General features: G+C 54.0%; 9 protein-coding genes. All 9 read right to left on the bottom strand.

Features of this window, described 5'->3' with window-relative positions; all coding sequences use genetic code 11:
* Positions 1–94 precede the first annotated feature (94 nt).
* The gene (locus tag PUV54_RS04570) at positions 95–1,822 is read right to left on the bottom strand and encodes a calcium-binding protein (protein WP_274494390.1); all 1,728 of its coding nucleotides are present in this window, start codon (positions 1,820–1,822) and stop codon (positions 95–97) included.
* Positions 1,823–2,139: 317 nt separating this feature from the next.
* Entirely contained in the window at positions 2,140–3,732 is a 1,593-nt protein-coding gene (locus PUV54_RS04575) for a calcium-binding protein (RefSeq protein WP_274494391.1), read from the bottom strand.
* Between the two features lie 342 nt (positions 3,733–4,074).
* The gene (locus PUV54_RS04580; RefSeq protein ID WP_274494393.1) at positions 4,075–5,925 is read right to left on the bottom strand and encodes a calcium-binding protein; all 1,851 of its coding nucleotides are present in this window, start codon (positions 5,923–5,925) and stop codon (positions 4,075–4,077) included.
* Between the two features lie 181 nt (positions 5,926–6,106).
* Positions 6,107–8,404, bottom strand: a complete 2,298-nt coding sequence (locus tag PUV54_RS04585; protein ID WP_274494394.1) for a calcium-binding protein — start codon at positions 8,402–8,404, stop codon at positions 6,107–6,109.
* 206 nt (positions 8,405–8,610) lie between these two features.
* Positions 8,611–9,969 carry a hypothetical protein gene (locus PUV54_RS04590; RefSeq protein ID WP_274494395.1) on the bottom strand — a complete coding sequence of 453 codons (1,359 nt, stop codon included), beginning with the start codon at positions 9,967–9,969 and terminating at the stop codon, positions 8,611–8,613.
* A 28-nt stretch (positions 9,970–9,997) separates the two neighbouring features.
* Positions 9,998–10,840, bottom strand: a complete 843-nt coding sequence (locus PUV54_RS04595; protein WP_274494396.1) for a PPC domain-containing protein — start codon at positions 10,838–10,840, stop codon at positions 9,998–10,000.
* A gap of 206 nt (positions 10,841–11,046) precedes the next feature.
* Positions 11,047–12,720, bottom strand: a complete 1,674-nt coding sequence (locus PUV54_RS04600; protein ID WP_274494397.1) for a M10 family metallopeptidase — start codon at positions 12,718–12,720, stop codon at positions 11,047–11,049.
* Between the two features lie 271 nt (positions 12,721–12,991).
* Positions 12,992–15,511 (bottom strand): M10 family metallopeptidase C-terminal domain-containing protein, encoded by a 2,520-nt coding sequence (locus PUV54_RS04605; RefSeq protein WP_274494398.1) that lies wholly within the window; start codon positions 15,509–15,511, stop codon positions 12,992–12,994.
* 398 nt (positions 15,512–15,909) lie between these two features.
* Positions 15,910–24,726 carry a right-handed parallel beta-helix repeat-containing protein gene (locus tag PUV54_RS04610; RefSeq protein ID WP_274494399.1) on the bottom strand — a complete coding sequence of 2,939 codons (8,817 nt, stop codon included), beginning with the start codon at positions 24,724–24,726 and terminating at the stop codon, positions 15,910–15,912.
* Positions 24,727–24,799 lie beyond the last annotated feature (73 nt).

A 24,799-nucleotide genomic window follows, 5' to 3' on the forward strand; every position in this document is an offset into this window, starting at 1 on the left:
TAATATAGACGAAAACTCGTCTGCTCCCCGCAACGAAAATCTCCTTCTGTGGGGCTGATGAACTCGTGGTGTTAGTGATTTGAGAGACAGAGGCCTACCCGAACACGAAATCGTCCTGATGGAGGTCTGCGACGACGACGTTGTAGAGGATGATCAGATTGCCTGACCCAAAGTCGATGGTCGTGTCTGCGCCGTCGTCGGTGGCGGCCGCCATCACTTCGGCGAACGTATCAAAGTCCGTGCCGAAATTATTGAGCTCAATGACGTCTTCCGTGCCGGCGCCAGCGACAAAGTCGGTGATCACGTCAATATCGTTGCCCGCGTTATAAAGGAACGTATCGTTCCCGAGCCCGCCGGTCAGCAGATCGTTCTGCACGCCGCCGAAGATGAGGTCGTCTCCCTCGCCGCCATCAATGAAGTCGTTATCCGCCGCGCCGGAGACAATGTCGTTTCCATCGCCGCCCTCAAGCGTGTCGACACCCTTGGCGCCAAACATAGTGTCGTCGCCATCACCGCCCATCAGCAGATCGTTGTTGGCGCCGCCATAAAGCTCGTCACGGCCGCCGCCGCCATCGAGGATATCATTCTTCACGCCCGCCGCCAGCACGTCACGAGCCGACCCGCCCATCAACATGTCCTCGCCGTCACCGCCATAGATCACGTCCAGCCCGGCCCCGCCGTCGATTGTGTCATTGCCAGTCGATCCAACCAGCAAGTCGTCGCCCTGGTTGCCGAACAACTCGTCATCGCCGTCATTGCCATTGGCGGAATCATTCCCGCCCCCGCCAATGATCGAGTCATTGTCGTCATTGCCCAGCATGAAGTCATTATCATCACCGCCGTCCAGCGTGTCGTCGCCAGCCCCGCCGTTTACGGTGTCGTCGTCTAAAGCCCCCTCAAGCAAGTCATTGCCAGCATTACCGAAAAGCTGATCATTTCCGCCGTCGCCAATAAGTGTATCTGCATCAGAGGCGCCTTCGAGCGTATCATTGCCACCGCCGCCATCCAGGTGGCCAAAACCAAAATTGATAAACACCCGATCCGAACCATCGCCGCCGGTAAGAGTGGTGTTTCCAGAAGCAGAGCTGGTAAAAACAATATCTGCAGAAGAACCAGAAGCATCAAGGGAAACGTCGCCAGTTCCATTATAAATGAACAGCAATTGTTCAATAGACTGAATGGAAGTGAGTGTGCTTTCGGACGTAAAATTCAGAGCGCTGTCCGTTATAGTTCCTGAAAACGTCGCCCCATCCCCGGTAACGTAGTAGGCTAAAAGGTCCGTGCCTGCCCCACCATCGATAACATTGTCGGCGTCAATCAATTCAATAATCGAATCGTCGCCAGCCCCGCCGACGATGGAGTCAGCGCCTGAAAAGCCTGAAAGCTCATCATCTGACGCACCGCCGATGAGAGTATCATTGCCATCCCCGCCGGTTGCACCGCCCTCAATGACTGTCCCACTTTCCCCGGAGAGATCAAGAAAATCATCTCCTGTTGTTCCAGCCAGAAGAACTTCCGTCAAACCGCCTTCGGTTGTTCTCCGTTCTATGCGTTCAACATTGTCCAACACCTTTGTTACTGTTGCTGAACCCTCCTCTTGAACAAAAACGAAATAAGATGTTTGAGGATCAACGTCAGGGTCTTGCCAGTTAAATGAACCATCAGTGACGATTCTAACCGTGTCGAATCCCTCGCCGCCATCAACAGTATCCCTTCCGCCAGGATCAAGATTCAACAAGTCATCGCCGCCCAAGCCGTTTATAGTATCGTCACCGCTTGTTCCATTAAGCGTATCATTGCCTGAAGTGCCTTCGATCAACATTATTTCTACCCGTATTTTACTATACTTTCGGTGGTACACTACGCTTCCCGCTCTCAATGAAGCAATAGCAAACAAAACTTGGTCATCATTTTCTAGTTAGCTTGCAAAAAACGCAAAAAAGTACGCTTTTTCATGAGTAGTCAAGCGGCCTGGCATGATTGGCGCGCAAAGATAGCGCCTGAGAGGCAAATGCGCGCTAGCCCATGATGTCAAGCAATGCCAATATGTTTCTTGGTGCAGCGTAGTCTTTCGCGCGCGTTTCTTCACCCTGCACAACAGTGCAGATAAAATGAATGTTAGAAACGAATGCGACGCCCCTACCCGAACACGAAATCGTCCTGATGGAGGTCTGCGACAACGACGTTGTAGAGGATAATCAGGTTGCCTGACCCAAAGTTGATGGTCGTGTCTGCGCCGTCGTCGGTAGCGGCCGCCATCACTTCGGCGAACGCATCAAAGTCCGTACCAAAATTGTTCAGCTCAATCACGTCTTCCGTGCCGGCGCCAGCGACAAAGTCGGTGATCACGTCAATATCGTTGCCCGCGTTGTAAAGAAACGTGTCGTTCCCCAGCCCGCCGGTCAGCAGGTCGTTCTGCACGCCGCCGAAGATGAGGTCGTCTCCCTCGCCGCCGTCGATGAAGTCGTTATCCGCCGCGCCGGAGACAATGTCGTTTCCATCGCCGCCCTCAAGCGTGTCGACCCCTTTCGCCCCGAACATGGTGTCGTTGCCATCGCCGCCCATCAGCAGGTCGTTGTTGGCGCCGCCATATAGTTCGTCACGCCCGCCGCCGCCGTCGAGAATATCATTCTTGACGCCCGCCGCCAGCACGTCGCGGGCCGACCCGCCCATCAGCATGTCCTCGCCGTCGCCGCCATAGATCACGTCCAGCCCGGCCCCGCCGTCAATCGTATCATTGCCAGTCGATCCAACCAGCAAGTCGTCGCCCTGATTGCCGAACAACTCGTCATCGCCGTCATTGCCATTGGCGGAATCATTCCCGCCCCCGCCAATGATCGAGTCATTGTCGTCATTGCCCAGCATGAAGTCATTATCATCACCGCCGTCCAGCGTGTCGTCGCCAGCCCCGCCAGAAACAGAATCGTCGCCACTCAACGCCTGATAGTGATCATTCCCGCCCAGCAAATCAGCCGAGTCATCACCGCCAATATAAGTGACGCCGCCAATAGCCTTCTCAAACCCAAACAATGCATCATTGCCACTGGTTGGCATGAGGACAGGCAGTCCGATATCTTCGAGAATCGCTACGTCCAAAGCGGAAACAAGTAACCGTTCTCCGTTTGAAAGAAACGCATTCAAAATATCATTTATCAGACTACTGACGTGGCTTGGATCGTCATCAAAAGGCACGCTGCGACCGTAAACATCCACAGCATTTGGTCCGGTAAAGAAAAAATCTTCATGCGATTCGGTGAAAAACAGGTCATATTCAGTCAAATCACCGCTTGGGTCCCCTTCGAACGAAAGAATACCAAGGCCATGACCAATCTCGTGCAAAAGCACCGTAAACAAATCAAATTGTGAAAAGGGCACATCCGGATCAGAGACGCCGCCATAATAAAACTCACCGGCGACAACAGAGTCCAAGTTTACGCTAATAATTATATCTTCGTCGCCAAAATTCGGATCAAAGTCAGACTGCAGCTCCAGTACCGGACCAGCCTGGTAAATATCGACGCCATTTTGCTGTCGTTGAAGAAAGAAATATGGCCCCGCTTCCGCAAGCGCGCCCTCGTCAAGCGAAATAATATTGACCAGGATATCAATCGCATTGAAACCGAAATCAATATAGCGCCCCCAGTAATCGGCGGCCTCCTCGACCACGCCCAACACCTGATTGATTTGCGAGGCGGAGGCGGAACTGGTGTCTCCCGTCGTAAAGGTCCACATATATTTTTTCTCGATTAGCTTCGGGCGCCAGGAATGCCGTAATAATGAATTACGCCACTACCGGCCAAGTTAATAACAGGGTTTGCATTATAAAGTTAACTATATTTTTGAAATCCAGATGATGCGAATTTCAGGTGTACTGGTTTTGAGAACTTTCCCAAAGAAAAATCACCCGGACAAAAGCCGCCGCCAGCCTCCGCCGAGATGATAGATCACGTGAACTCAAATCGAGATTAACATTCGAACGCCGCCCGCTACAGCCGCAGTCATTGCTGCGGCCGTAGCAAGATCAAACTATTGTCGTTCGGTTCCCAAAGCTTATGGGAAAACACTCGCGACCGATTATCCAAACACGAAGTCGTTTTGGTGCAGATCAGCGACGACAACATCATAGAGAACGATCCGGTCTCCTGAACCGAAATCAATGGTCGTATCAGTTCCATCGTCCGACGCCGCCGCCATCACTTCAGCAAAGGTGTCGAAGTTGGCGCCGAAATTACTGAGCTCTATGACGTCTTCCGTACCGGCGCCAGCGACAAAATCGGTGATCACGTCGATATCGTTTCCAGCATTATAGAGAAACGTGTCATTGCCTGCGCCGCCGGTGATGAGGTCGTTCTGCCCACCGCCAAACAGCGTGTCATTGCCGTTTCCGCCGTCTATGAAGTCGTTATCCGCCGCACCGGAAACGAGATCGTTGCCATCGCCTCCGTTCAGCGTGTCAACTCTTTTCGCGCCGAAGATCGTATCGTTGCCTGCGCCGCCATCGATGGAGTCGTTATTGGCGCCGCCAGCCAATTCGTCATTACCAGCGCCGCCGTCCAGGATGTCGTTGTTCACCCCGCCTGAAAGGAAATCAGCGCTGTCACCGCCAGATAGGACGTCGTTGCCAGAGCCGCCGAAAATTACATCCAGCCCGGCCCCGCCGTCGATTGTATCGGCGCCGTCGCGGCCGACCATTTCGTCATTACCGTTTCCACCGATGAGCAGATTGTCATTCGCATCACCTGCAAGAATATCGCTAAATGCCGAACCCATCAGGCCTTCAATGTCAGAGAAAGTGTCGCCATTCGCCTCACCGCCAGAGGCGGCGCCGGTATTCAACGCGATCGTAACCGCTGCGGAATCGGAATAATCAGCAACATCAAGACCGTCACCGCCATCCAGATCATCAGCACCAGCGCCGCCGATCAACGTGTCGTCACCCGCATTTCCGTTAATGGTGTCATCACCCTGACCGCCGTTCAGGTAATCATCGCCGCCGGTAATGGTCCCGCTGTTCGAAACAGCATCGCCATGGATGATGTCGCCTGCCGTTGAGCCGATAATCGTATCATCACCCCCCTGAAGAACAGAGAAGCTTTGCACGGTATTCGCATCACCTGTAATTGTAATTGTCTGCGTAAGTCCGGTGATATCCGTGGCGCTGAGGTCGATTAAATCGTCACCGCCCGCAAGCGAACTGCCATTTGCCTGCGACCCGCCAAAGACTGCATCCGCATCGCCCATAATGAAAATATTGCCGGCCGTTGTGTTTTCGAGACTATCCGGACGGATAGTGTCATCTCCGCCAATCCCGGAAGACGTCGTGAATGTGTCGTCGAAATCACCGCTGATGCGTGCCGCACCGACCTCGAACAGATCGTCGCCGCCAACCGCAATCAGACCAGACTCAATATCAACATAATCGCCATAAATGAGCGAGGTCCCGGTAAGGGCGCCGCTTGCAGACGTAAAAACGTCATCTGCGCCGATATAGGTGTTGTCCAATGTTTGCGTCAAATCACCGCCATCACCGGCGATGAGGATACTCACTGACAAATCCGCAAGAGCTAAATCAAAAATATCCGCACCCTGCAGAACAGTGAACCAGAAACGTGACGTTTGCTCGGCCGCTGTGCCGACGCCGACCTGAAAATCGAGAACATCAAGATTGAGTCCCGTAACCTCGACTTCTTTGCTTCCTAACAACGCATCGTTGCCAATATCATAGGCAACGGTCTCAACAGTGCCGCCTGTTGGAAATGTACCGTCATCCGTAAAACCGGAGCCAAAGAAATCGACATCATCGCCATTTGAGGCGAGATAGGAGTAACTGGTAGCGCCGGCGAATTCAGTCGAGTCATAATCGACCCTGTTCGTAGCTTCGAAACTGAATGAATCCGCGACGTTTTCTAAAGAAACATTTGCCATTGAATTTCTCCCCCATTGGCGTTGCATCTGATCTTGCTGACAAGGGGAAGGCGGCGCCGCAACCTGTTGGCGACCGTTCCCCAGCCCGCACGAAAACTAGACGATCACCCTAATATGGCAAATTTATGCGGCAAAAATGGCGCTGGCTTGCCAAGTTTTAATAAATCCACGGAAGGATTTACTACCCAAACACGAAATCGTCCTGGTGGAGGTCTGCGACGACGACGTTGTAGAGGATGATCAGGTTGCCTGAGCCGAAGTTGATGGTCGTGTCTGCGCCGTCGTCGGTAGCGGCCGCCATCACTTCGGCGAACGTATCAAAGTCCGTACCAAAATTGTTCAGCTCAATGACGTCTTCGGTGCCGGCGCCGGCGACAAAGTCGGTGATCACGTCAATATCGTTGCCCGCGTTGTAAAGGAACGTGTCGTTCCCCAGCCCGCCGGTCAGCAGGTCGTTCTGCACGCCGCCGAAGATGAGGTCGTCTCCCTCGCCGCCGTCGATGAAGTCGTTATCCGCCGCGCCGGAGACCGTGTCGTTCCCGTCGCCACCCTCAAGCGTGTCGACGCCTTTCGCCCCGAACATCGTGTCGTTGCCATCGCCGCCCATCAGCAGGTCATTGTTGGCGCCGCCATAAAGCTCGTCACGGCCGCCGCCGCCGTCGAGAATGTCATTCTTCACGCCCGCCGCCAGCACGTCACGAGCCGACCCGCCCATCAACATGTCCTCGCCGTCACCGCCATAGATCACGTCCAGCCCGGCCCCGCCGTCAATCGTGTCATTACCGGTCGAACCTACCAGCAGGTCGTCGCCCTGGTTGCCGAACAACTCGTCATCGCCGTCATTGCCATTGGCGGAATCATTCCCGCCCCCGCCAATGATCGAGTCATTGTCGTCATTGCCCAGCATGAAGTCATTATCATCACCGCCGTCCAGCGTGTCGTCGCCAGCCCCGCCATTCAATGTGTCATTGCCTGCAAAGCCTGAAATCAGATCTGCATTTCCAGTGCCCGGCAAACTGTCATTGCCTGAGGTGCCGGCAATCAGGTCCAGCTCGTATGCGCCAATATCGACAACGCCGCCGACAACACGAGCAAACCCGCGGGCGTCTACGGGCAGACTTTCCGCTGTGTTCAAGTCATCATCAAAGTCAAAAACGTCAGCAGGAAGAATATTATTGTTACCTGCATCTACCGCAACACCGGAGTAAGCAATCGCAACGGTCTGAACGGGACCGCCATTGTCTGCGAGCGCACCGTAAATATTGCCTTCCTGACTAACAAGAGAAGCGAAAACAGTGCTGAGATCCGATACAAGCAAATCGTCCCCGTCACCGATGCCGCCAGTCTGGTTCGTGAATATGTTCACGCCGCTGTATGTTGTCGTTCCTCCAGTGGAGTCGATCTCTACCGTTGCGCCAGCACCGCCAAGACGGTTGCCGGCGACAATCGAATTTCCGATTGACGCTTCGTCAACATTAGCGATGCCGCCGCCGCTAGTCGCGGCGGAATTCCCCGTGAACGTACTGTTTACGATGTTTGTACCATCAGTATCAGTGAACAGGCCGCCGCCCGTTTGGCCGGAATGGTTTGAATAGAAGGTGGAATTCACCACTTCCGCATCAATTGCACTGACCCCGAGGAACAGACCGCCGCCACTTAAGCCGGATGCGTTGTCACTGAACGTGGTGTTGTAGATATACGTATGATCACCAGTGGCGAATACGCCACCCGCAAAACCGCTTGCAACGTTATTATCGAATGTCGAAGAAAGAATCTCGAGCGCATCACCTGAGAAATGGGCAATACCTGCGCCGTGTTGCGTAGCGGTATTGCCTTCGAAATCCGTATCTGAAACGTAAACGTCGCCAAGCGACGCTATAGCGCCGCCGCTAACATTCGCTTCGTTGGATGCAAAACGGCTGTTTTGGACATTTATTATAGAGCCGGAAACACCATAAATGGCGCCGCCATTACCGGAGCTGTAATTTCCGTAAAAATAAGAATTGCCAACAGCCAGCGTTGAACTGGCGCTATTGATAAAAAGGGCGCGGCTATCAAAATTCAAAAAGGCGGAATCTTCAACCGTCAGATTGTGATCGCCGCCGGAATAAAGCCCGCTTGAGCCTTCGTATCCAGCGCCGTTTAACGTCAACCCTTGCAGGGTAATGTCCAGCGGATCGCTTTCAGACCCTCCCTCAACAATAATGCTCGTACCGGAACCTGTTGAAGCAATCGTAATGTCGGGAACGCCGTCATCATCCAAATCGCCATCGATCAACAAATCATCCTGATTGATTGTCAGCGGCCCAGTAATGTTCAGCGTCCCGTCAGAAAGACCATTATCAAAAGTGATAGTGTCCCCATCCTGGGCAAGCTCCAATGCCTCTCGTAGCGATAATCCAGCGCCGTCAGGCGAACCAACCGTTTCGCCGCCGTCAAACGCCTCATCATCAAGGGTTGTGACCGTTAAAGTCGCCATTTCCACCACTCCCACTTAAACACTCAACTTTATGCACGCTTTACACCACATATTTTGGGCCGCAAACCCTCCCTATTCGGTTGTAGGGGCGGCGCCTATATAGCGGTGACGAGAACGCACGATTTCCGACAAAATCATGGTTAATGCCTACGGAGTTTTAATAAATGAAGCAGGCGTAAACGGGACAAACCACCTCGCTGTCCGACCTACCCAAACACGAAGTCGTCCTCATGAAGGGCGGCGACAAGGACATTTTCGAGAATAATAATGTCGCCATCCCCGAAATCGATGGTTGTGTCTGCGCCGTCATCCGTTGCTGCCGACACCACTTCCGCAAAAGTATCAAACCCTGCTCCGAAACCGGTCAGCTCAATCACATCGTCGGAACTGGCGCCGGCGGCAAAATCCGTGATGACGTCATAGTCCCCCCCGAACTCGTAAAGAAACAGATCATCCCCGTCCCCGCCGGTAATCAAATCGTTCTGCCGTCCGCCAAAAAGCGTATCGTTGCCTGTCCCGCCGTCGATAAAATCATTATCCGCCGCTCCGGAAACGATGTCGTTGCCCTCGCCGCCGAAAAGCGTATCGACGCGTTTCGCTCCGAAAACTGTATCGTCGCCAGCCCCCCCCATAACGAGGTCGTTATTCGCGCCGCCAGCGGCTTCATCATCGCCATCGCCAGCATCGAGAGTGTCATTTTTAACGCCCCCCGACAGAAAATCCGCGTCAGCGCCGCCGATAAGGACATCCTCACCCGTCCCACCATAGATCAAATCTGCACCGTCGCCGCCATCGAGCGTGTCCTGACCGCCTGAGCCAACAAGGTAATCTTCACCCAGATCTCCGGATAGCGAGTCATTTCCTTCGCCGCCATTGGCCGAGTCATCGCCAATCCCGCCAAGAATTGAGTCGTTGCCAGCCTGACCCATCAGAAAGTCGGCTCCATCGCCTCCCTCAAGCGTATCCTCACCCCCGCGGCCGTCCAAACGGTTCCCGGCGACATTACCAGTAAGCCTATCGTCACCCTCACCACCAACGGCGGCCTCAATCACCACGCCTGCGGCGATCGTAAAACCTCCAGCCGTGGAGCCTGCTCTCGAAATAAACCCGCCGCCGCCCTCACCCAAAAGAAGCGTCGCGGGCCTTAAATCAATAACTGTATTTCGAGAGCCTTCGTACTCGATAGCATCATCTCCGCCGGTATCCCAAATCGTATAAAAATACTGGCCAGACTGGTTAATGTCCGTAAGCGTATAAATGTCGTCAGTATTATTGAAGGTTGAGTTCGCGCCGTACTTTTCCTGAAGCAGCGCTATATCAAACGCCGACGGTCCTCCTTGTTGGCCATACTGGAGGGTTACGGCGGCGCCTATCGAAAATCCGGAATTGTAAGAGATATTCGTGAAAACGCCCTGGTTAAGGTTGTAGACGCCGTAAGAGTCATCGCTATCTATCACGCCTTGCAACACTTCCGAGGCGCCGCCATTGTCATGTGGATGGGCAAAACCCAGACCGTGCAGGATTTCGTGCAAAATAAGCGCAAATCCTGACGACCCCGGCGCCATGCTATTGTTCCAAAGCGATGACCCCGTATTAAACATGCCTATTCCGGCTGAGGATGTGCCTGGGGGGGGCCATACGCCCTGCATAAGTGAGTTCTGGTCCGGAGGTTGTCACCAATTGGAATTCAGCACCCACTGATGAAAAGACCCGGTTAAACGTAAGCCCCGCCACATCGGAAATAGTTTGCAGGACGTCCATCACAGCATTGATTTGCGACTGCGCCCAACCTTCTGACTGTACGCCGCCAGCGCTTTGCCCTGTCGGAACAAAGAAAACATCCACCAAGCTATTTGCTAACTTCGTACCCCAATCAATCGCATGAAGCGGGTTTTGCGGCGGACCAAAATCGGCCGTTAGCGTGTAAGTACCGGCGGTTGGCGACTGGTTCTCGTCTTCGTATGAACGAGCGACCAAATAGTAAGTCCCGGTCTCAAGCGCCGTGAATCGCAACTGCGGGTTAAGTCCGGGGCCTGCATCATCGTCTTGCGCCACCTTGACGCCCGCCTCATCGCGAATTTCCAGAAATGGATCAAACAGCGCATTAACACCGGTTCCCGTCAGGGTGAAAAGATATGATGTTCCCGCTTCAAGTTCGACAGCGATCCAATCCGTATCGCCCGCGAACTCGAGTGTATCGCTAAATGATCCGCCAATTGAAATGCTTGCACTCGTACCCGGTCCGCCCGGAATATCGGCGTCAGTCGCGCGGTTTTCGTCAACAATGCTCGACGCCCCGCTCGACTCGTTTTCCCTAGCGACATATGCGGCCCAAACTTCGTGATCACGAATTGGGCCTGAACCAAAAGGCTCCGCGGGCGCCGCAGCGAGGGTGATCTTCGGCTTAATGTCCTGACGTTCGCAGAACTGGCACATATCGCCCTCTTTGCTCGTAAATTATCTACGCCGCGCCGGAGATACCAACACTGTTCGCATAGCACATATTGCTATTGGCCGCGGGAAATACCAACCGCTTTTCCAACGTAGCGCAGTTTTCTGGCTAGCTCTACGTCAGCTAGCCAATTGATGAGAGACGGAGGAATTCCTGTCGATTTTCAATCCGATACGGGCCGGATTGCTTCCTACCCAAAGACGAAATCGTCCTGATGGAGGTCTGCGACAACGACGTTGTAGAGGATAATCAGGTTGCCTGACCCAAAGTTGATGGTCGTGTCTGCGCCGTCGTCGGTGGCCGCCGCCATCACTTCGGCGAACGTATCAAAGTCCGTGCCGAAATTGTTCAGCTCAATGACGTCTTCCGTGCCCATGCCCGCCACAAAGTCGGTGATCACGTCAATATCGTTGCCCGCGTTGTAAAGAAACGTGTCGTTCCCCAGCCCGCCGGTCAGCAGGTCGTTCTGCACGCCGCCGAAGATGAGGTCGTCTCCCTCGCCGCCGTCGATAAAATCGTTATCCGCCGCGCCGGAGACCGTGTCGTTTCCATCGCCGCCCTCAAGCGTGTCGACACCCTTGGCGCCAAACATAGTGTCGTTGCCGTCGCCGCCCATCAAAAGGTCGTTATTGGCGCCGCCATAAAGCTCGTCACGGCCGCCGCCGCCGTCGAGAATGTCATTCTTGACGCCCGCCGCCAGCACGTCGCGGGCCGACCCGCCCATCAACATGTCCTCGCCGTCACCGCCATAGATCACGTCAAGGCCGGCCCCGCCGTCGATTGTGTCATTGCCAGTCGATCCAACCAGCAGGTCGTCGCCCTGGTTGCCGAACAACTCGTCATCGCCGTCATTACCATTGGCGGAATCATTCCCGCTCCCGCCAATGATCGAGTCATTGTCGTCATTGCCCAGCATGAAGTCATTATCATCACCGCCGTCCAGCGTGTCGTCGCCGGTATTGCCTGAGAGACTGTTGGCAAGCTCATTGCCTATCAGCATATCTTGGCCAGAGCCGCCTTCTGCATTCTCAATATAGACATCGCGCGCAATGATAACATTGCCGATCAGTCCGCCAATATTCGATATTCCTTCATCATTAAGGTCAATATACTGATCTTCCGAAAACCCGGAATAATTGAACGTATCCGTTCCGCCAGTATCGTAAATTGTCATTGCATAATTGGTCGTCGGAAACGATGTCGGGTCGTATATCAACTCACCGGCATTGGAACCGAACCCGTAAATTGTATCACCAGAGCGCGTGTCAGCTGGCGCGCCATATAACGACTGAATCGCCAATATATCAACTATCATTGGCGTCAAAGGGAGTGCGCGTGAGGCATTGGTTGTAGGATTATCATTCTGGAAAAAATAAGACATTATTGTTAGTTGGCGGGAATCGTTCGTATAGAACGCGTCTGCTGCATAGGTAACGCCCGGACCATCATAGTGCCCGGAATGCCCCAAACCCAGAGCGTGACCCAACTCATGGATAAATGCAAAAAACGCAAGACTATCTAGCGTTTTAACGCCACCATCAAAGTTCACATAAACGTTGATCGTAGCAGAAGTGAAGAAACCGTTGTTCTGATTTCCTGCGTAATATGCCTCATTACTAGAGTCCTCATCGTCGTATGTAATATGTGCCGGACCTGTAGTGACTTGAAAATGTATGTCAGCGACATCTTCCCAGAAATCGAATGACTTAATTGCAAGCGTCTGCGCCGCTGGCGTGAGTCCCGCAATATTTACTGCAATAGTTCTGTCCGGGCCAAGATTCCACTGACGGGCTCCGCCGTGATTAACCCACCAACTACCAGTCAGGAACACTGCCATCTCATCATAAGTTCCAAGTCGTGGCATCGTTTGCCCCCTAAGCTACATACGGTTTTCAGAATACCATGGTACGCTCAAAAAACAGAAATGATAGCTCTAAACGAAATATTGCAGCGCGACACGTTCCGCCTGACCCTTGCTCAAACCATTGTTGGTTTCGCACATTTTCAGCCCTTGAAGGCCGCGCCTCATCGCTGATTGGGATTACAATGGCCGCGGGCATATACAAATCACTACACCCGCAATGACGGCGTCTTCAGGTTTCCGAGACTTTCAAATAAACAGGCCATGCGACCAATTACCCAAACGCGAAATCATCTTCGTGAAGGTTAGTGGCGAGAACATTCTGAAGAATGATGAGATCGCCATTGCCAAAGTTGATGGTCGTGTCTGTGCCGTCGTCGGTGGCGGCCGCCATCACTTCGGCGAAGGTGTCGAAGTCCGTGCCGAAATTATTGAGCTCGATCACGTCTTCCGTGCCCATGCCCGCCGCAAAGTCGGTGATTAGATCAATGTCGTTGCCAGCATTGTAAAGGAATGTGTCGTTGCCCGATCCGCCCGTAATTCGATCATTCTGCACGCCGCCAAAAAGAAGGTCGTCGCCCTCGCCGCCGTCAAGAAAATCGTTATCGGCCGCACCGGAGACGATATCGTTTCCATCCCCCCCTTGAACGGTATCAACGCCCTTTGCGCCAAACATGGTGTCATTGCCGTCGCCGCCTATCAACAAATCATTGTTGGCGCCGCCATAGAGTTCGTCATTGCCGCCTTCACCATCCAGAATATCGTTCTTGACGCCAGCCGCCAGCACGTCACGGCTGGAGCCGCCAGAAAGCACGTCCTCGCCGTCACCGCCATAGATCACGTCCAGACCGGCCCCGCCATCAATCGTATCGTTGCCGGTCGATCCAACCAGCAAGTCGTCGCCCTGCTTGCCGGATATGACATCATCCCCAGCCTGACCGTTCACCGCGTCTTCACCCTCGCCCGAGGAGATGACATTGGCGGCGTCATTGCCTCTTATTTCATCATCGCCGCGACCTGATTCCACATTCTCAATCAAAGTGTCAGGCGCAATGAAAACAGTGTTTTTGTTCGTTCCAGCAAAGGAACCGTCAGTGAGAGAGTAATAGGAAATAGACGTTCCCACATCCTGCCACGTACCGGGCGTAAGATCGATGACAACATCAGAGGAGCCAGATAATTCTAAAGTATCATTGCCTGCATAATCCCAAATCGTTCGAAAGTGCTGGTCATTGGTATTAAGAGCAAACATGTCATCGCCGGCCGTCTCAGTCGTATTCACGCCATAAGCAGCCTGGAGCGCCTGAATATCAAACCACATCAATGTTTGCGGCGACACGTCGCCAAAAGCCGTCACGCCCGGAATTGCCGTAAACCCGGCCCGGCTCATCACGCTGTACTCCTGTCCCAACATGGTCGGATCCACTGAGCTGGCTAAAGGCGAGAAGTCCGGGTGCAACAAACCCAGATTATGGGTGAATTCATGAAGCGTACGATTGAATAGGAAATTAGAACTCGAAATGTTTGAAACCCCAAAATTTCGGATCGCTTCGACGTTCTCAAGTCCTTTGTCGACGTTGATCCAGGTTTCGCCGGCAGTGGTCCATCCGGGAAATCCTGACCAGCCCGTTACAAGCGCCCCGGACGCGCTGCCAAGCTCTATATCTGTGTCGCCTATGCGGAATGCGCCAGCCTGCACGCCAGTATCGGGCACTTCTACAAAATTGATATTTGAAAATGAGCCGACCTGCGCAATCACGGACAAAAACCCGTCCAACACAACGCCAGACGCCGGCGCATATCCGTAAGTCCATTCAGAAGCGATGGCGTACTGTTGTCCCGGCGACGTCCCGGGGTTGGCGCCCGGTATGCTGTAGGTCAGCGTCGTGAACCCATCGCCGTCGCGGTCACTGAAAATCGGATCGGCGTCAGTGGGGCCGGAAAAAGTAAAAAACATATCGATTTCCGGATTTCCGGTGAGCACAAAATCCTCACTCGCCCGTATCGAATAAACACCACGATCGTGAGCGGAGACAGAAACGCTATAATCGCCGAGATTGTCGCCTTCAGAGCCAACCGTTATGTAGTAGACACCCGTTTCTGTCGGGGTGAAGCTTATCTGATGTGCAGAAAATGGACCCGAGGCTGTAAATGTGCCTAACGCTTCTGCCGTTTCCAACAGCCCCGCGTCCACGGCGACACCACTATCATCGACAAAACTGACAAATTCAGCATCGCCAAGCTCACCGTAAAAACCGATATCATTCCCGTAAACAGTAATATCAACCTCAACGCCAGCCTCCAATGAAATGGCTATTGTATCGGTGTCGCCAGAAGCGCCGATATGCGCGTCTTGCGTTTCCCAGATGCTGATCGGATCGCTTGGATCTAGCGCCGTTGAGAAATCATCTACAGGCGCGGTAAACTCCGTAACCTGTAAAGTGTAGAGGCCGCCAAGATCACCCGGAGAATTCGGGCCGGCTACAATGAAATACGTATCATTACTGGAAGGCGTGAATAACAAAACGCTCGCAAGACCGGCGCCGCTATCATCATCGCTTAATCCTAACGAATTACCGGACCCGTCTAATATATCGACAATTTTAGTATCAAAATCAGACTGTGTGGAATGATCATAGGGGCTAAGCGAAACCCGATAGGTTGTGCCTGCTTCGAGATCTATCCCGATGGCGTCCAGGTCGAAAAATTGATTTCCAGGTGATGTGAGGCCAGTAAACTGGTCTCCTATATTAATACGAACCGTACTCGTATGATCTCCGGGAATTGTCGTCATTCAAACCTCCATCAACATCACACGATCCAACTGATATCAATGACAGACATCATTTGGCCGACACGCGAAAATACGCAATTTTCAACCTCAACCCGTTACGCGTGTTTGCTTTCTTGAACTCCGCCTTGAACAACCAGCATTCACACAGTTGATACTGATACAAAATTAGCACGAATAGCAACAATTTTTTTCATTAAGCCGTCAGGCGCTAACCTACAGGTAAGCGTAAAATTTCAGATTAGATTGCTCCTGACGTATGATTTCGGCGTTGGCGAACGCCAACGCCCTGATCGAAAAGCGACGCGGCTCGGCCGGAAAAGGCTAACCACCGAATTAGGATCGACTGCCAACCCAGGTTCATTTCATAGGGCGGCCAGGATCAAACCAACTTCACCAGCCTAACCAAATACGAAATCGTCTTCGTGGAGATCTGTGACGAGAACATTCTGAAGAATGATGAGATCGCCATTGCCGAAGTCGATAGTCGTGTCAGTTCCGTCATCTGTCGCCGCCGCCATCACTTCGGCGAAGGTGTCGAAGTCCGTACCGAAATTGTTCAGCTGAATAACGTCTTCCGTGCCCATACCCGCCGTAAAGTCGGTGATCACATCAATGTCATTACCAAGATTGAACAGAAACGTATCGTCGCCGCCGCCGCCAGTGACCAGGTCGTTCTGGCCACCACCGAACAGCGTGTCATTACCGAGCCCGCCATCGACAAAGTCATTGTCCGCCGCACCGGAGACGATATCGTCGTCATCGCCGCCATTCAGCGTATCGACGCCCTTCGCCCCGAAGATCGTATCGTTGCCCGCGCCGCCGGAAACAGAGTCGTTGTTGCCGCCGCCGGCTAATTCGTCGGCGCCGGCGCCGCCATCGAGAATATCGTTGTTTACGCCGCCTGACAGGAAGTCGGAATCATCGCCGCCCGCAAGCTCGTCATTTCCGGAGCCGCCGAAGATCGTATCGAGGCCAGTTCCGCCATCGATTGTATCGTCGCCTGCCGCACCGACCAGCGAGTCGTTGTCAGCGCCGCCGTTGAGTGCGTCGTTGCCGTCCTCGCCGTTGATCGCATCATCGCCGTCATTGCCGTTCAGTACGTCGCCGTCATCGCCACCGAGCAGCGTATCGTTTCCAATCCCACCGTCCAGCAAGTCGATGCCTGTTCCGCCTTCGAGGCTGTCATTGTCAGCGCCGCCCACGAGCGTGTCAGCACCGGCGTCGCCAAAGAGAGTGTCTTCGCCGGCGTCCCCGGACAGAGAGTCGTTCTGGCCGCCACCGAACAATTGATCGTCGCCGTCACCACCATTGATGACGTCGTTGTCCGCCGCGCCGGAGACGATGTCGTCATCACTGCCGCCATCTAGCGTGTCAGAACCTTTCGCGCCGAAGATTGTATCGTTTCCAAGGCCACCGAAAATGGAGTCATTGTTGCCGCCGCCGGCAAGCTCGTCATCGCCGTCACCGCCGTCGAGGACATCGTTGTTGACCCCGCCAGACAGGAAGTCGACGCCGGCTCCGCCGGAAAGCATATCGTTCCCCGACCCGCCGAAAATCGTATCAAGACCGTCGCCGCCGTTGACCGTATCGTCGCCCGTCGAGCCAACCAGCGAGTCATTATCTGCGCCGCCGTCGAGACTGTCGTCGCCAGCCCCGCCATTAGCAGCGTCATCGCCGAGACCGCCCACAATCGTGTCGCGGCTGTCGCCGCCAATCATGGTGTCATTACCGTCAAGGCCGTCGAGGCGCTCAGCGAAGTCTGTTCCAACAAGGCTGTCATTGCCAGCCCCGCCAGCGATCAGCGCCAGCTCTACGGCGCCGATATCTAGATCCGTATTCGCAATCCGTCCCGCGCCGCGTCCGTCAACTGGCAACGGCTCGCCTGCATCCATATCTCCATCGAGATCAAGCAAGTCCGACGGCATCAATCCTATTTCACCACCGCCCCAAGCCGGGCCAGCAAAATTAATCATCGCCGTCAGCAGGGGCCCGCCATTATCGCGTAGACGTCCGCTCGTTATGCCCGTGTAGAAATTCGAGATCGTCTCATTAAATACCGATGCGACATCAGTCGTATAAATGTCATAGGCGCCCGCCAACCCTGACTGGCCAAAGATGTTGCCTCCAGATGAGTAAAACGAACTTCCGCCGCCTGTGTGCACATCGTCATCTGCATCGTCGCTATCGTTACCAGAAAAAATTGTATTCGCCGCGTAACCGTATGACGATGCCCCATACAGCCTCCATGCGCCGCCCGGATCTTCTGCATAATTACCTGTGAAAGTGCTGTTATAGACGAACAGCTGCCCACCGCGCTGAGATAAGCCGCCACCGCCCTCAAATGCATCATTTCCGTAGAAAGTAGAATTGGTAATCGTTCTGACGCCCGCACCCGCCAGATCGATCCCGCCGCCGGTATCGCTGGCATGGTTGCCTGCGAATAAGGTGTTGGCGATATCGACATTGTTATTGTTCAGCGCTAGCGCGCCGCCGTCGCCGGCTGCGTTGTTTTGAACAAATGATGATTCAGCGATTTGGCCGTCCGTGCCTTCTAAATAGACCGCGCCGCCCCGGCCGCCCTCCGACGAGTTTCCGGTAAAGGTCGAGTTGGTTATCGAGGAACCCTCAGCGCCTTCCTGAAAGATTGCGCCGCCGTCAAGCGAACTGACATTTCCCGTGAATGTTGAATTGGCGACGCTAACCGTCGCACCGCTCGCACCTGTATGAATTGCGCCGCCACTGCCGGTCGTCGTGTTGTTTACGAAGGAACTGCCGTCAATAGCAATACTCGTACCCTCACCGCCATATATGGCGCCGCCGTCGTTCGCGCTGTTTCCATAAAAATAGGAATTCACGATGGAAACGTCAGAATAATACCCAGCGTTTATCGCGCCGCCAAACTCGGCGCCATTACCAAGGAATTGCATGTCCGAGATAGAAGCAACGCTGCCGCCGCTTAGCTGGATAGCTGAGTCACCGAAATTTTCGAACGTCGAATTTGAAATAGTCAAATTCGTATCGGCGCCAGTGCTTATCCCCTGGCCGTTTCCAGACGCGCTATAGAAGTTGACGCCATCAATAATAACATCTTGCGCGTCCTCGCCACTGCCGCCACCCAAATATAGCGCCGTAGTTGAGTCATGAAGCTCTATGGTTATGTCAGCAGACCCATCATTATCGATATCGCCGTCAATAGTGAAGTTGTCCTGATCGGCAGCCGGTAACGATCCGAACTCCGCACCGGTCCGAATCGTTGCGCCGGAAAGCCCTGCATCAAACTCGATCGTATCGCCACTTTGCGCAAGCGATAGAGCTTCAATCAAGGAAAGACCGTCGCCATCCGCCATCTCCGCGGCAAGGTCGCCGCCATCATACCCGTCACCAGCGGCGCCCGCGTCATTAGCGGTTGTCACCACAAGCGTCTGCACCGGCGCCGCCTCAAACGCACCGGAGTCTGTTGTTCCATTCTGAACACGGTCTTCACCGCGCGCATCAATGGGTAAATCTTCGCCTGTCAGGGAGTCGTTATCGAGATCGAATTCATCAGTAGGCAGATTGTCGTTATCGCCCGCATCAGCCGCAACACCGGCGGCATTAATCGCAACCGTATCAACCGGCCCGCCATTATCACTCAACTCTCCTGCAATGCGGCCCTCGCCGAAATCTACAAGTTCGTCGAAAATCTGCTCAAGGTCAGCTTCGAAAACGTCTCCTTCGCTGGCGACCCCGGACTGATCGAAAACATTGCCGCCGAGACTGTTGATGGTGGACGCATCACCCGCATAGACAGTGTTACGACCTTCGGACCCAGTATTGCCGGCCACAATAGAGTTGCCGATATTGACGGTCGCAAGGCCCTCTGCATTGACCGCTCCACCTGCGCCGCTGCCGTTAGTCGTGTTGCCCGTGAACGTGCTGTTGTAGAGATTCAGGGTCGCCAGATCTTCGACATTGATGGCGCCGCCTTCACCGCTCGCCTGATTGTCGTAGAAGGTAGCATTCGTAAACGTGGCGTTCGTTGTCCCTGCAATTCTCGCAGCGCCGCCGTCACCGGATCCCTCATTGCCGCTGAACGTAGAGTTTGCAACATCCAGCCCGGTCGCATTGTAGGCGAATAGTCCGCCAGCGCCGCTGTCAGTCGTATTATCTGCAAAAGTCGAATTAATAATTGTGTTGTCGCTGTTTTGGTTGGAATAAAGCCCACCCCCATAACCGCCTGCGTAATTTTGACTGATCAAAGTATTAAGTATCGTCAGGTCGCCGCTCTGGTTGAAGATGCCGCCGCCACTGTTGGCGTTATTACCAACAATAAATGCACCGTCAAAGACCGCGCTACCTTCCACAAAGACACCGCCGCCAGCAAAGCCTGTTGATGTATTGGACGCAATTGCAGAACTTGCATTTACGGTAAGGTTGCCGCCGCTCATGACGCCGCCGCCCGTATTTGCTTCATTCATATAGATGAAAGAGCCTTCGGTAATTGTCGTCGTGCCGCGCGAATAAACACCGCCGCCATTGTTGGCTTCATTATTCGTAATCTCGGAATTTGAGATATAGATCGTCGCCGAGGTCGCGATCGTCATAATGCCGCCGCCATACAGCGCAGCCGAGTTATTGGATACAGTTGAATCTATCAGGTTGAGCGTGGAAATACTGCCGACGGATATGCCGCCGCCGCCGCCTTCCGACGAAATGGTGTTGCCTGATATGGTGCTGTTCTGAATAGTAACTGTGGCGTCGGTTTCAATGCGAACGCCCGCTCCGTCGGAGCCTCCAACAAGGCCGCCCGTAATCACCAACCCGTCGATAGTGACGTCGTTCGGGTTTGATTCATCGCCGCTAGCCACACGCAGAACGCGGCTTCCCGCATTACCATCAATAGTGATGTCTTCATTGCCGTCATCGTTCAGGTCGCCGTCGAGGGTAATGCTGTTCGAAATCGTCAATTGCGTTCCGGCGAGCGTGATCGTGCCGCCGGAAAGCGCGTTGTCAAAAGTGACAGTGTCGCCATCCTGCGCCAGGGCAAGCGCTTCGCGTAAAGAAAGCCCGCCGCCGTCCGCTTCTTCCTCCGCAAGCGTCCCGCCGCCGAAATCATCGTCCCCGCCGTCAAGAAGTGTGTCGACCACAAACGTCTGGGGCATTTCCACCGCGCCAAGATCGATGTCGCCGCCTGATACCCGCGCAACACCACGTGCATCCTGTACGTCCGGGTCGCCCGGCAAACCGGGTGCGGGCAAATAACCGGCGTCACCTGCATCGACCGCAATACCGGATGTATTGAGCGCGACCGTCTGCACATTGCCGCCATTGTCAGCGAGCAGTCCTGAATTTATGCCAGTATCCGGATTGGCGCCGACATCGCGGAATACATCATCCAAGGTATAAGAATTTCCAGAGCCGAGATAAATCTCGGCGCCGCTAGAGTTGACTGTCTCGATACCCGACAACGTTGAACCCAATATGTTCCCGCCATAAAACGAAACGGTTTGCGAACCGATGGCGAAGCCTATTATATCTCTTCCAGAAAATACCTCGTTGCCCGCCAGAATTGAGTTCGAAATATCCGCCTCGATGGTAGTGGTCATGAATAATGCGCCGCCATAGTCGGCGGAATTCCCCGTAATTGTAGTCTGCAAAAGGCTGACATCACCGGAAGTCCAAATCGCACCTCCATGCTCACCCGTATTGCCGGAAAATGTTACATTCGCAAAAGTCGCGCTTGTTGCGTTAGTATATACCCCGCCGCCATTGCCCAGAGTGTAATTGTCGTAAAATGTTGAGTTAACGACACTTACAACGCCGCCGCCTATGTTAAGGCCGGCTGCGTTAGAGCTGCTGATGTTGCTGGCGATCGTCGTACCCGAAATGTTCAGAGCGCCATCACCTACATTGGCGCCACCGCCAGTACCACCAACATTACCTAGTATTAGCGAATTAGTAATCGTGACGTCGCTGGTGTTTCGCGCATCAAACCCGCCGCCCGTATAATTCGTCTGATTACTTTGAATTAGAGAATTGCTGACGATCACGGTTGCATTGTCGGCATAAATCCCGCCGCCTTTGCCTCCTTCACCGCCGGACGAAGACGTTACGTTGCCAGATACGGATGAATTATAAAGTGCAAGAGAACCTCCAGTTCCGACACTTATGCCGGCGCCGTCGTCACCCGAGGCAAAACCGCCTGTAATGACTAATCCTTCAAGAGTGATTTCGGCGCCGGGCGAGACAAGAAATACCTGCACATTGTCAGCATCAAACGGGTCAATCTGAATGTCAGAGATGGTATTGCCCCACGCATCCGTCGTAGTTGCATCATCGCCCTCTGCGTCGCCCGAAATGGTAATGTCAGCTGCGCTGTCGTTATCTATATCTCCATCAACGGTGATGTTGCCCGACAACACAAGCGAACCTCCGGAGAGGTTGATCGTCCCGCCTGAAATAGACGCATCAAACGTGATCGTGTCGCCGTTTTCTGCAAAAGCGATTGCCTCGCGCAGCGATGTTTCACCGTCAAGGGAATCGACAACATCGTCGAGCGTGGTGACGATCAGCGAGCCCGCCTCAACCTGGTCAAGCTGGATTTCGTAGGCACCGACATCAGGTGTCAATGGGACGCCGTCAATATCAACGTCACGGTCGAAACCCGCACCGCGAGCATCGAACGGAATGTCTTCGGCCGTGTCGCCGTCATTATCCATGTCGGTGACATCGGCTGGGAGCGCTCCATTGCCCGCCTCTAGCGCTGGGTTAAAGTCAGAGGGCTTCAGCGCGAATGTCTGAACGACACCGCCATTATCGCCGAGATAGCCTGTATCCAGCACGTCAAGATGATCGACGCCCGTTATGCTGTACTCACCGGCGGAATTGCTCTGTGTAAAGATGTTGACGCCGCTGTAATTTACGCTGCCGCCTTCGTTCAGCAAGTCAGCGCCCGGCGTTCCTGTTTGGCCGGTATTATGCGAGTTGTTAACGAAAATGGAATTGGAAACGCTCAGTGACCCGCTGCTGTAAACGCCTCCGCCGGCGCTGAATAACGCCTGGTTGCCCGCGATGGTGCCGTGATAGAGAGACAGCGTACCCGGATTGTGGATGGCGCCGCCATAGTTGAGGGCGAAATTATTCCCGAAGCTTGTATTTACCAGTGTAGCATAGCCGAGATTGAACAGGCCGCCCCCAGTTCCGTTTGAAGAGTTTGCGCTAAGGGTCGAATTGACAACGGTCAGATCACCGCCGTTCCAGATGCCGCCGCCAGCCGCCGCACTGTTGCCCGTGATGGAACTGTTGGTGATGGCCAGCACGATGCCTGCGCCCGCGTCGACCGTTACGCCGCCGCCATCGACGCCGGAATTGCCGCCCTCGATGTTAAGCGCGTGCAGGGAAGATGTTCCGCCGCTGGTGAAATGAATAACGCGGCCAATACCGAGCGCATCGAGAGTAATGTCCGCCGCGCCGTCGCCGTCTGTGTCGCCGTCAATATGAGCGCCTTGCGTTAGCGTTAGCGCGCCTTCGGTTAGGGATATTGTCCCGCCAGCAAGTGATGCATCGAACTCAAAACTGTTGCCGTCAGCGGCCAGCGCCAGCGCCTCGCGCAAGGAAAGCCCGTTCCCGTCGGCTGTTTCAGCCGCAAGATCGCCACCGTCGAAGGTTTCGTCGTCGAGTGTTGTGACGGTAAATACAATCTCTGACGGCTGCGCTTCGAGCGCGCCAATATCAGGACCTGCATTTGAAGAACGGCTGAACCCGACGCCGCGCGCGTCAACCGGCAGATCTTCTGTGGTGTTGGCGTCATTATCGAGATCAAGCGTATCGGCGGGTAGCAATCCGCTGGCGCCGTCAATCGCGGGATTGAGAGCGTTGCCATTTAGCGCAACAGTCTGAACCCCACCGCCATTGTCTGCAAGCTGACCGGATAAGACTCCGGTTTCCGGATTTGCAATAACTAAATCAAAAACATCTTGCAGCGTTGTTGTTCCCACAGTGGAACCGCCGTTCCAGATGTCCGTGCCTAAAATGTTATTGCCCGTCAGCGTCTGTCCGGAAGCAGTGGATAAATCAAACCCATTCTCTCCAGCCGCATTGCCGCTAACGATGGAGTCCGTGATGGTAAGGGCCGCCGCGTTGTCGTTGTTCACGATACCACCGCCATCATTGCCGGCGTAATTTCCGGTAACCGTCGAATGGGTTACGGTTACAACGTTAGATGCCGACCCGACAAACAGTCCACCGCCTTGAACGCCGGCCTCATTGCCAACGATTGTAGTGTTGATAAAGCTGGCGCTTGCACCGTAGTTGTTAAAAACACCGCCGCCATGCATACCAGCCGTATTTCCGGAGATCGTCGCCCCCACAACAAGCAGTGTTCCATTATCGCTATAAATACCGCCGCCTGAACCGAAGGTTGCGGTATTGCCGGCAACGGTTGACTCTATGAGTGCAAGATCGCCACCCGTGCCTAATGAAATCGCACCTCCACTGACTGAAATATTACCATCAAATACAGAGTCGGAGATGGTCGCTTCGCTTTCCACCCTGACAGCGCCACCAGATGTGGTTCCCGTGTTATTGTAAAAACTCCCATTTTCGATAACGGTCGTCGAATTGGGACCACTGAAGATGGCGCCGCCGCTCATGCTGGACGTATTTTGGAAAAATAGCGTATCTGCAACGTAGAGGCTTGCCTCGCCGACAATTACGCCTCCGCCTATCAGCGTTGTCACATTACCGGAAATCGCAGAATTATAAATTCTGGCGGTCGATCCATCGTTTACAAGGACGCCGCCGCCGGCGATGCTGCTCGCGAATCCACCGGTAATGACAAGCCCATCTAGCGTAACGTCCGATCCGACGCTATCGATCAAAATTACTCGAGTGTTGTCAGAATAATTTGTATTCGTTCCGGCATTGGTGATCGTGTTTCCGTTAGCATCCAATGCGGTCGCGTCATCGCCGTTTCTATCTCCGCTGATCGTTATATCAGCAATGTTATCACCATTCACATCGCCGTCGATCGTTACCGTGTTGCTGATGACGAGTTGGCCATGCTGAAGATAAGAAATTCCGCCCGCCAGCGATCCATCAAACTCAATCGTGTCGCCGCTATGCGCGAGCGCCAACGCCTCACGAAGGGAAAGCCCATTCCCGTCATTGGTTTCGTCTGTGAGATTGCCTGAATTGAACGCTTCATCGTCAAGCGTCGTTACGGTCAGCGTCGCCATGGCGCCTCTCCCTCTTCATCAGGACAGCCATTCAGGCGCCCCACCCCGCGCGAACTCGTCGTCCACGCCTCAT

This window comes from Hyphococcus flavus, from assembly GCF_028748065.1.
Classification (GTDB): Bacteria; Pseudomonadota; Alphaproteobacteria; order Caulobacterales; family Parvularculaceae; genus Hyphococcus; species Hyphococcus flavus.

Bases quoted from the DNA above. Each gene is read 5' to 3' on its own strand.
- PUV54_RS04570 (WP_274494390.1), bottom strand. From the start codon at position 1,822: ATGTTGATCGAAGGCACTTCAGGCAATGATACGCTTAATGGAACAAGC.
- PUV54_RS04575 (WP_274494391.1), bottom strand. From the start codon at position 3,732: ATGTGGACCTTTACGACGGGAGACACCAGTTCCGCCTCCGCCTCGCAA.
- PUV54_RS04580 (WP_274494393.1), bottom strand. From the start codon at position 5,925: ATGGCAAATGTTTCTTTAGAAAACGTCGCGGATTCATTCAGTTTCGAA.
- PUV54_RS04585 (WP_274494394.1), bottom strand. From the start codon at position 8,404: ATGGCGACTTTAACGGTCACAACCCTTGATGATGAGGCGTTTGACGGC.
- PUV54_RS04590 (WP_274494395.1), bottom strand. From the start codon at position 9,969: ATGGCGCCGGGGTCGTCAGGATTTGCGCTTATTTTGCACGAAATCCTG.
- PUV54_RS04595 (WP_274494396.1), bottom strand. From the start codon at position 10,840: ATGTGCCAGTTCTGCGAACGTCAGGACATTAAGCCGAAGATCACCCTC.
- PUV54_RS04600 (WP_274494397.1), bottom strand. From the start codon at position 12,720: ATGCCACGACTTGGAACTTATGATGAGATGGCAGTGTTCCTGACTGGT.
- PUV54_RS04605 (WP_274494398.1), bottom strand. From the start codon at position 15,511: ATGACGACAATTCCCGGAGATCATACGAGTACGGTTCGTATTAATATA.
- PUV54_RS04610 (WP_274494399.1), bottom strand. From the start codon at position 24,726: ATGGCGACGCTGACCGTAACGACGCTTGACGATGAAGCGTTCAATTCA.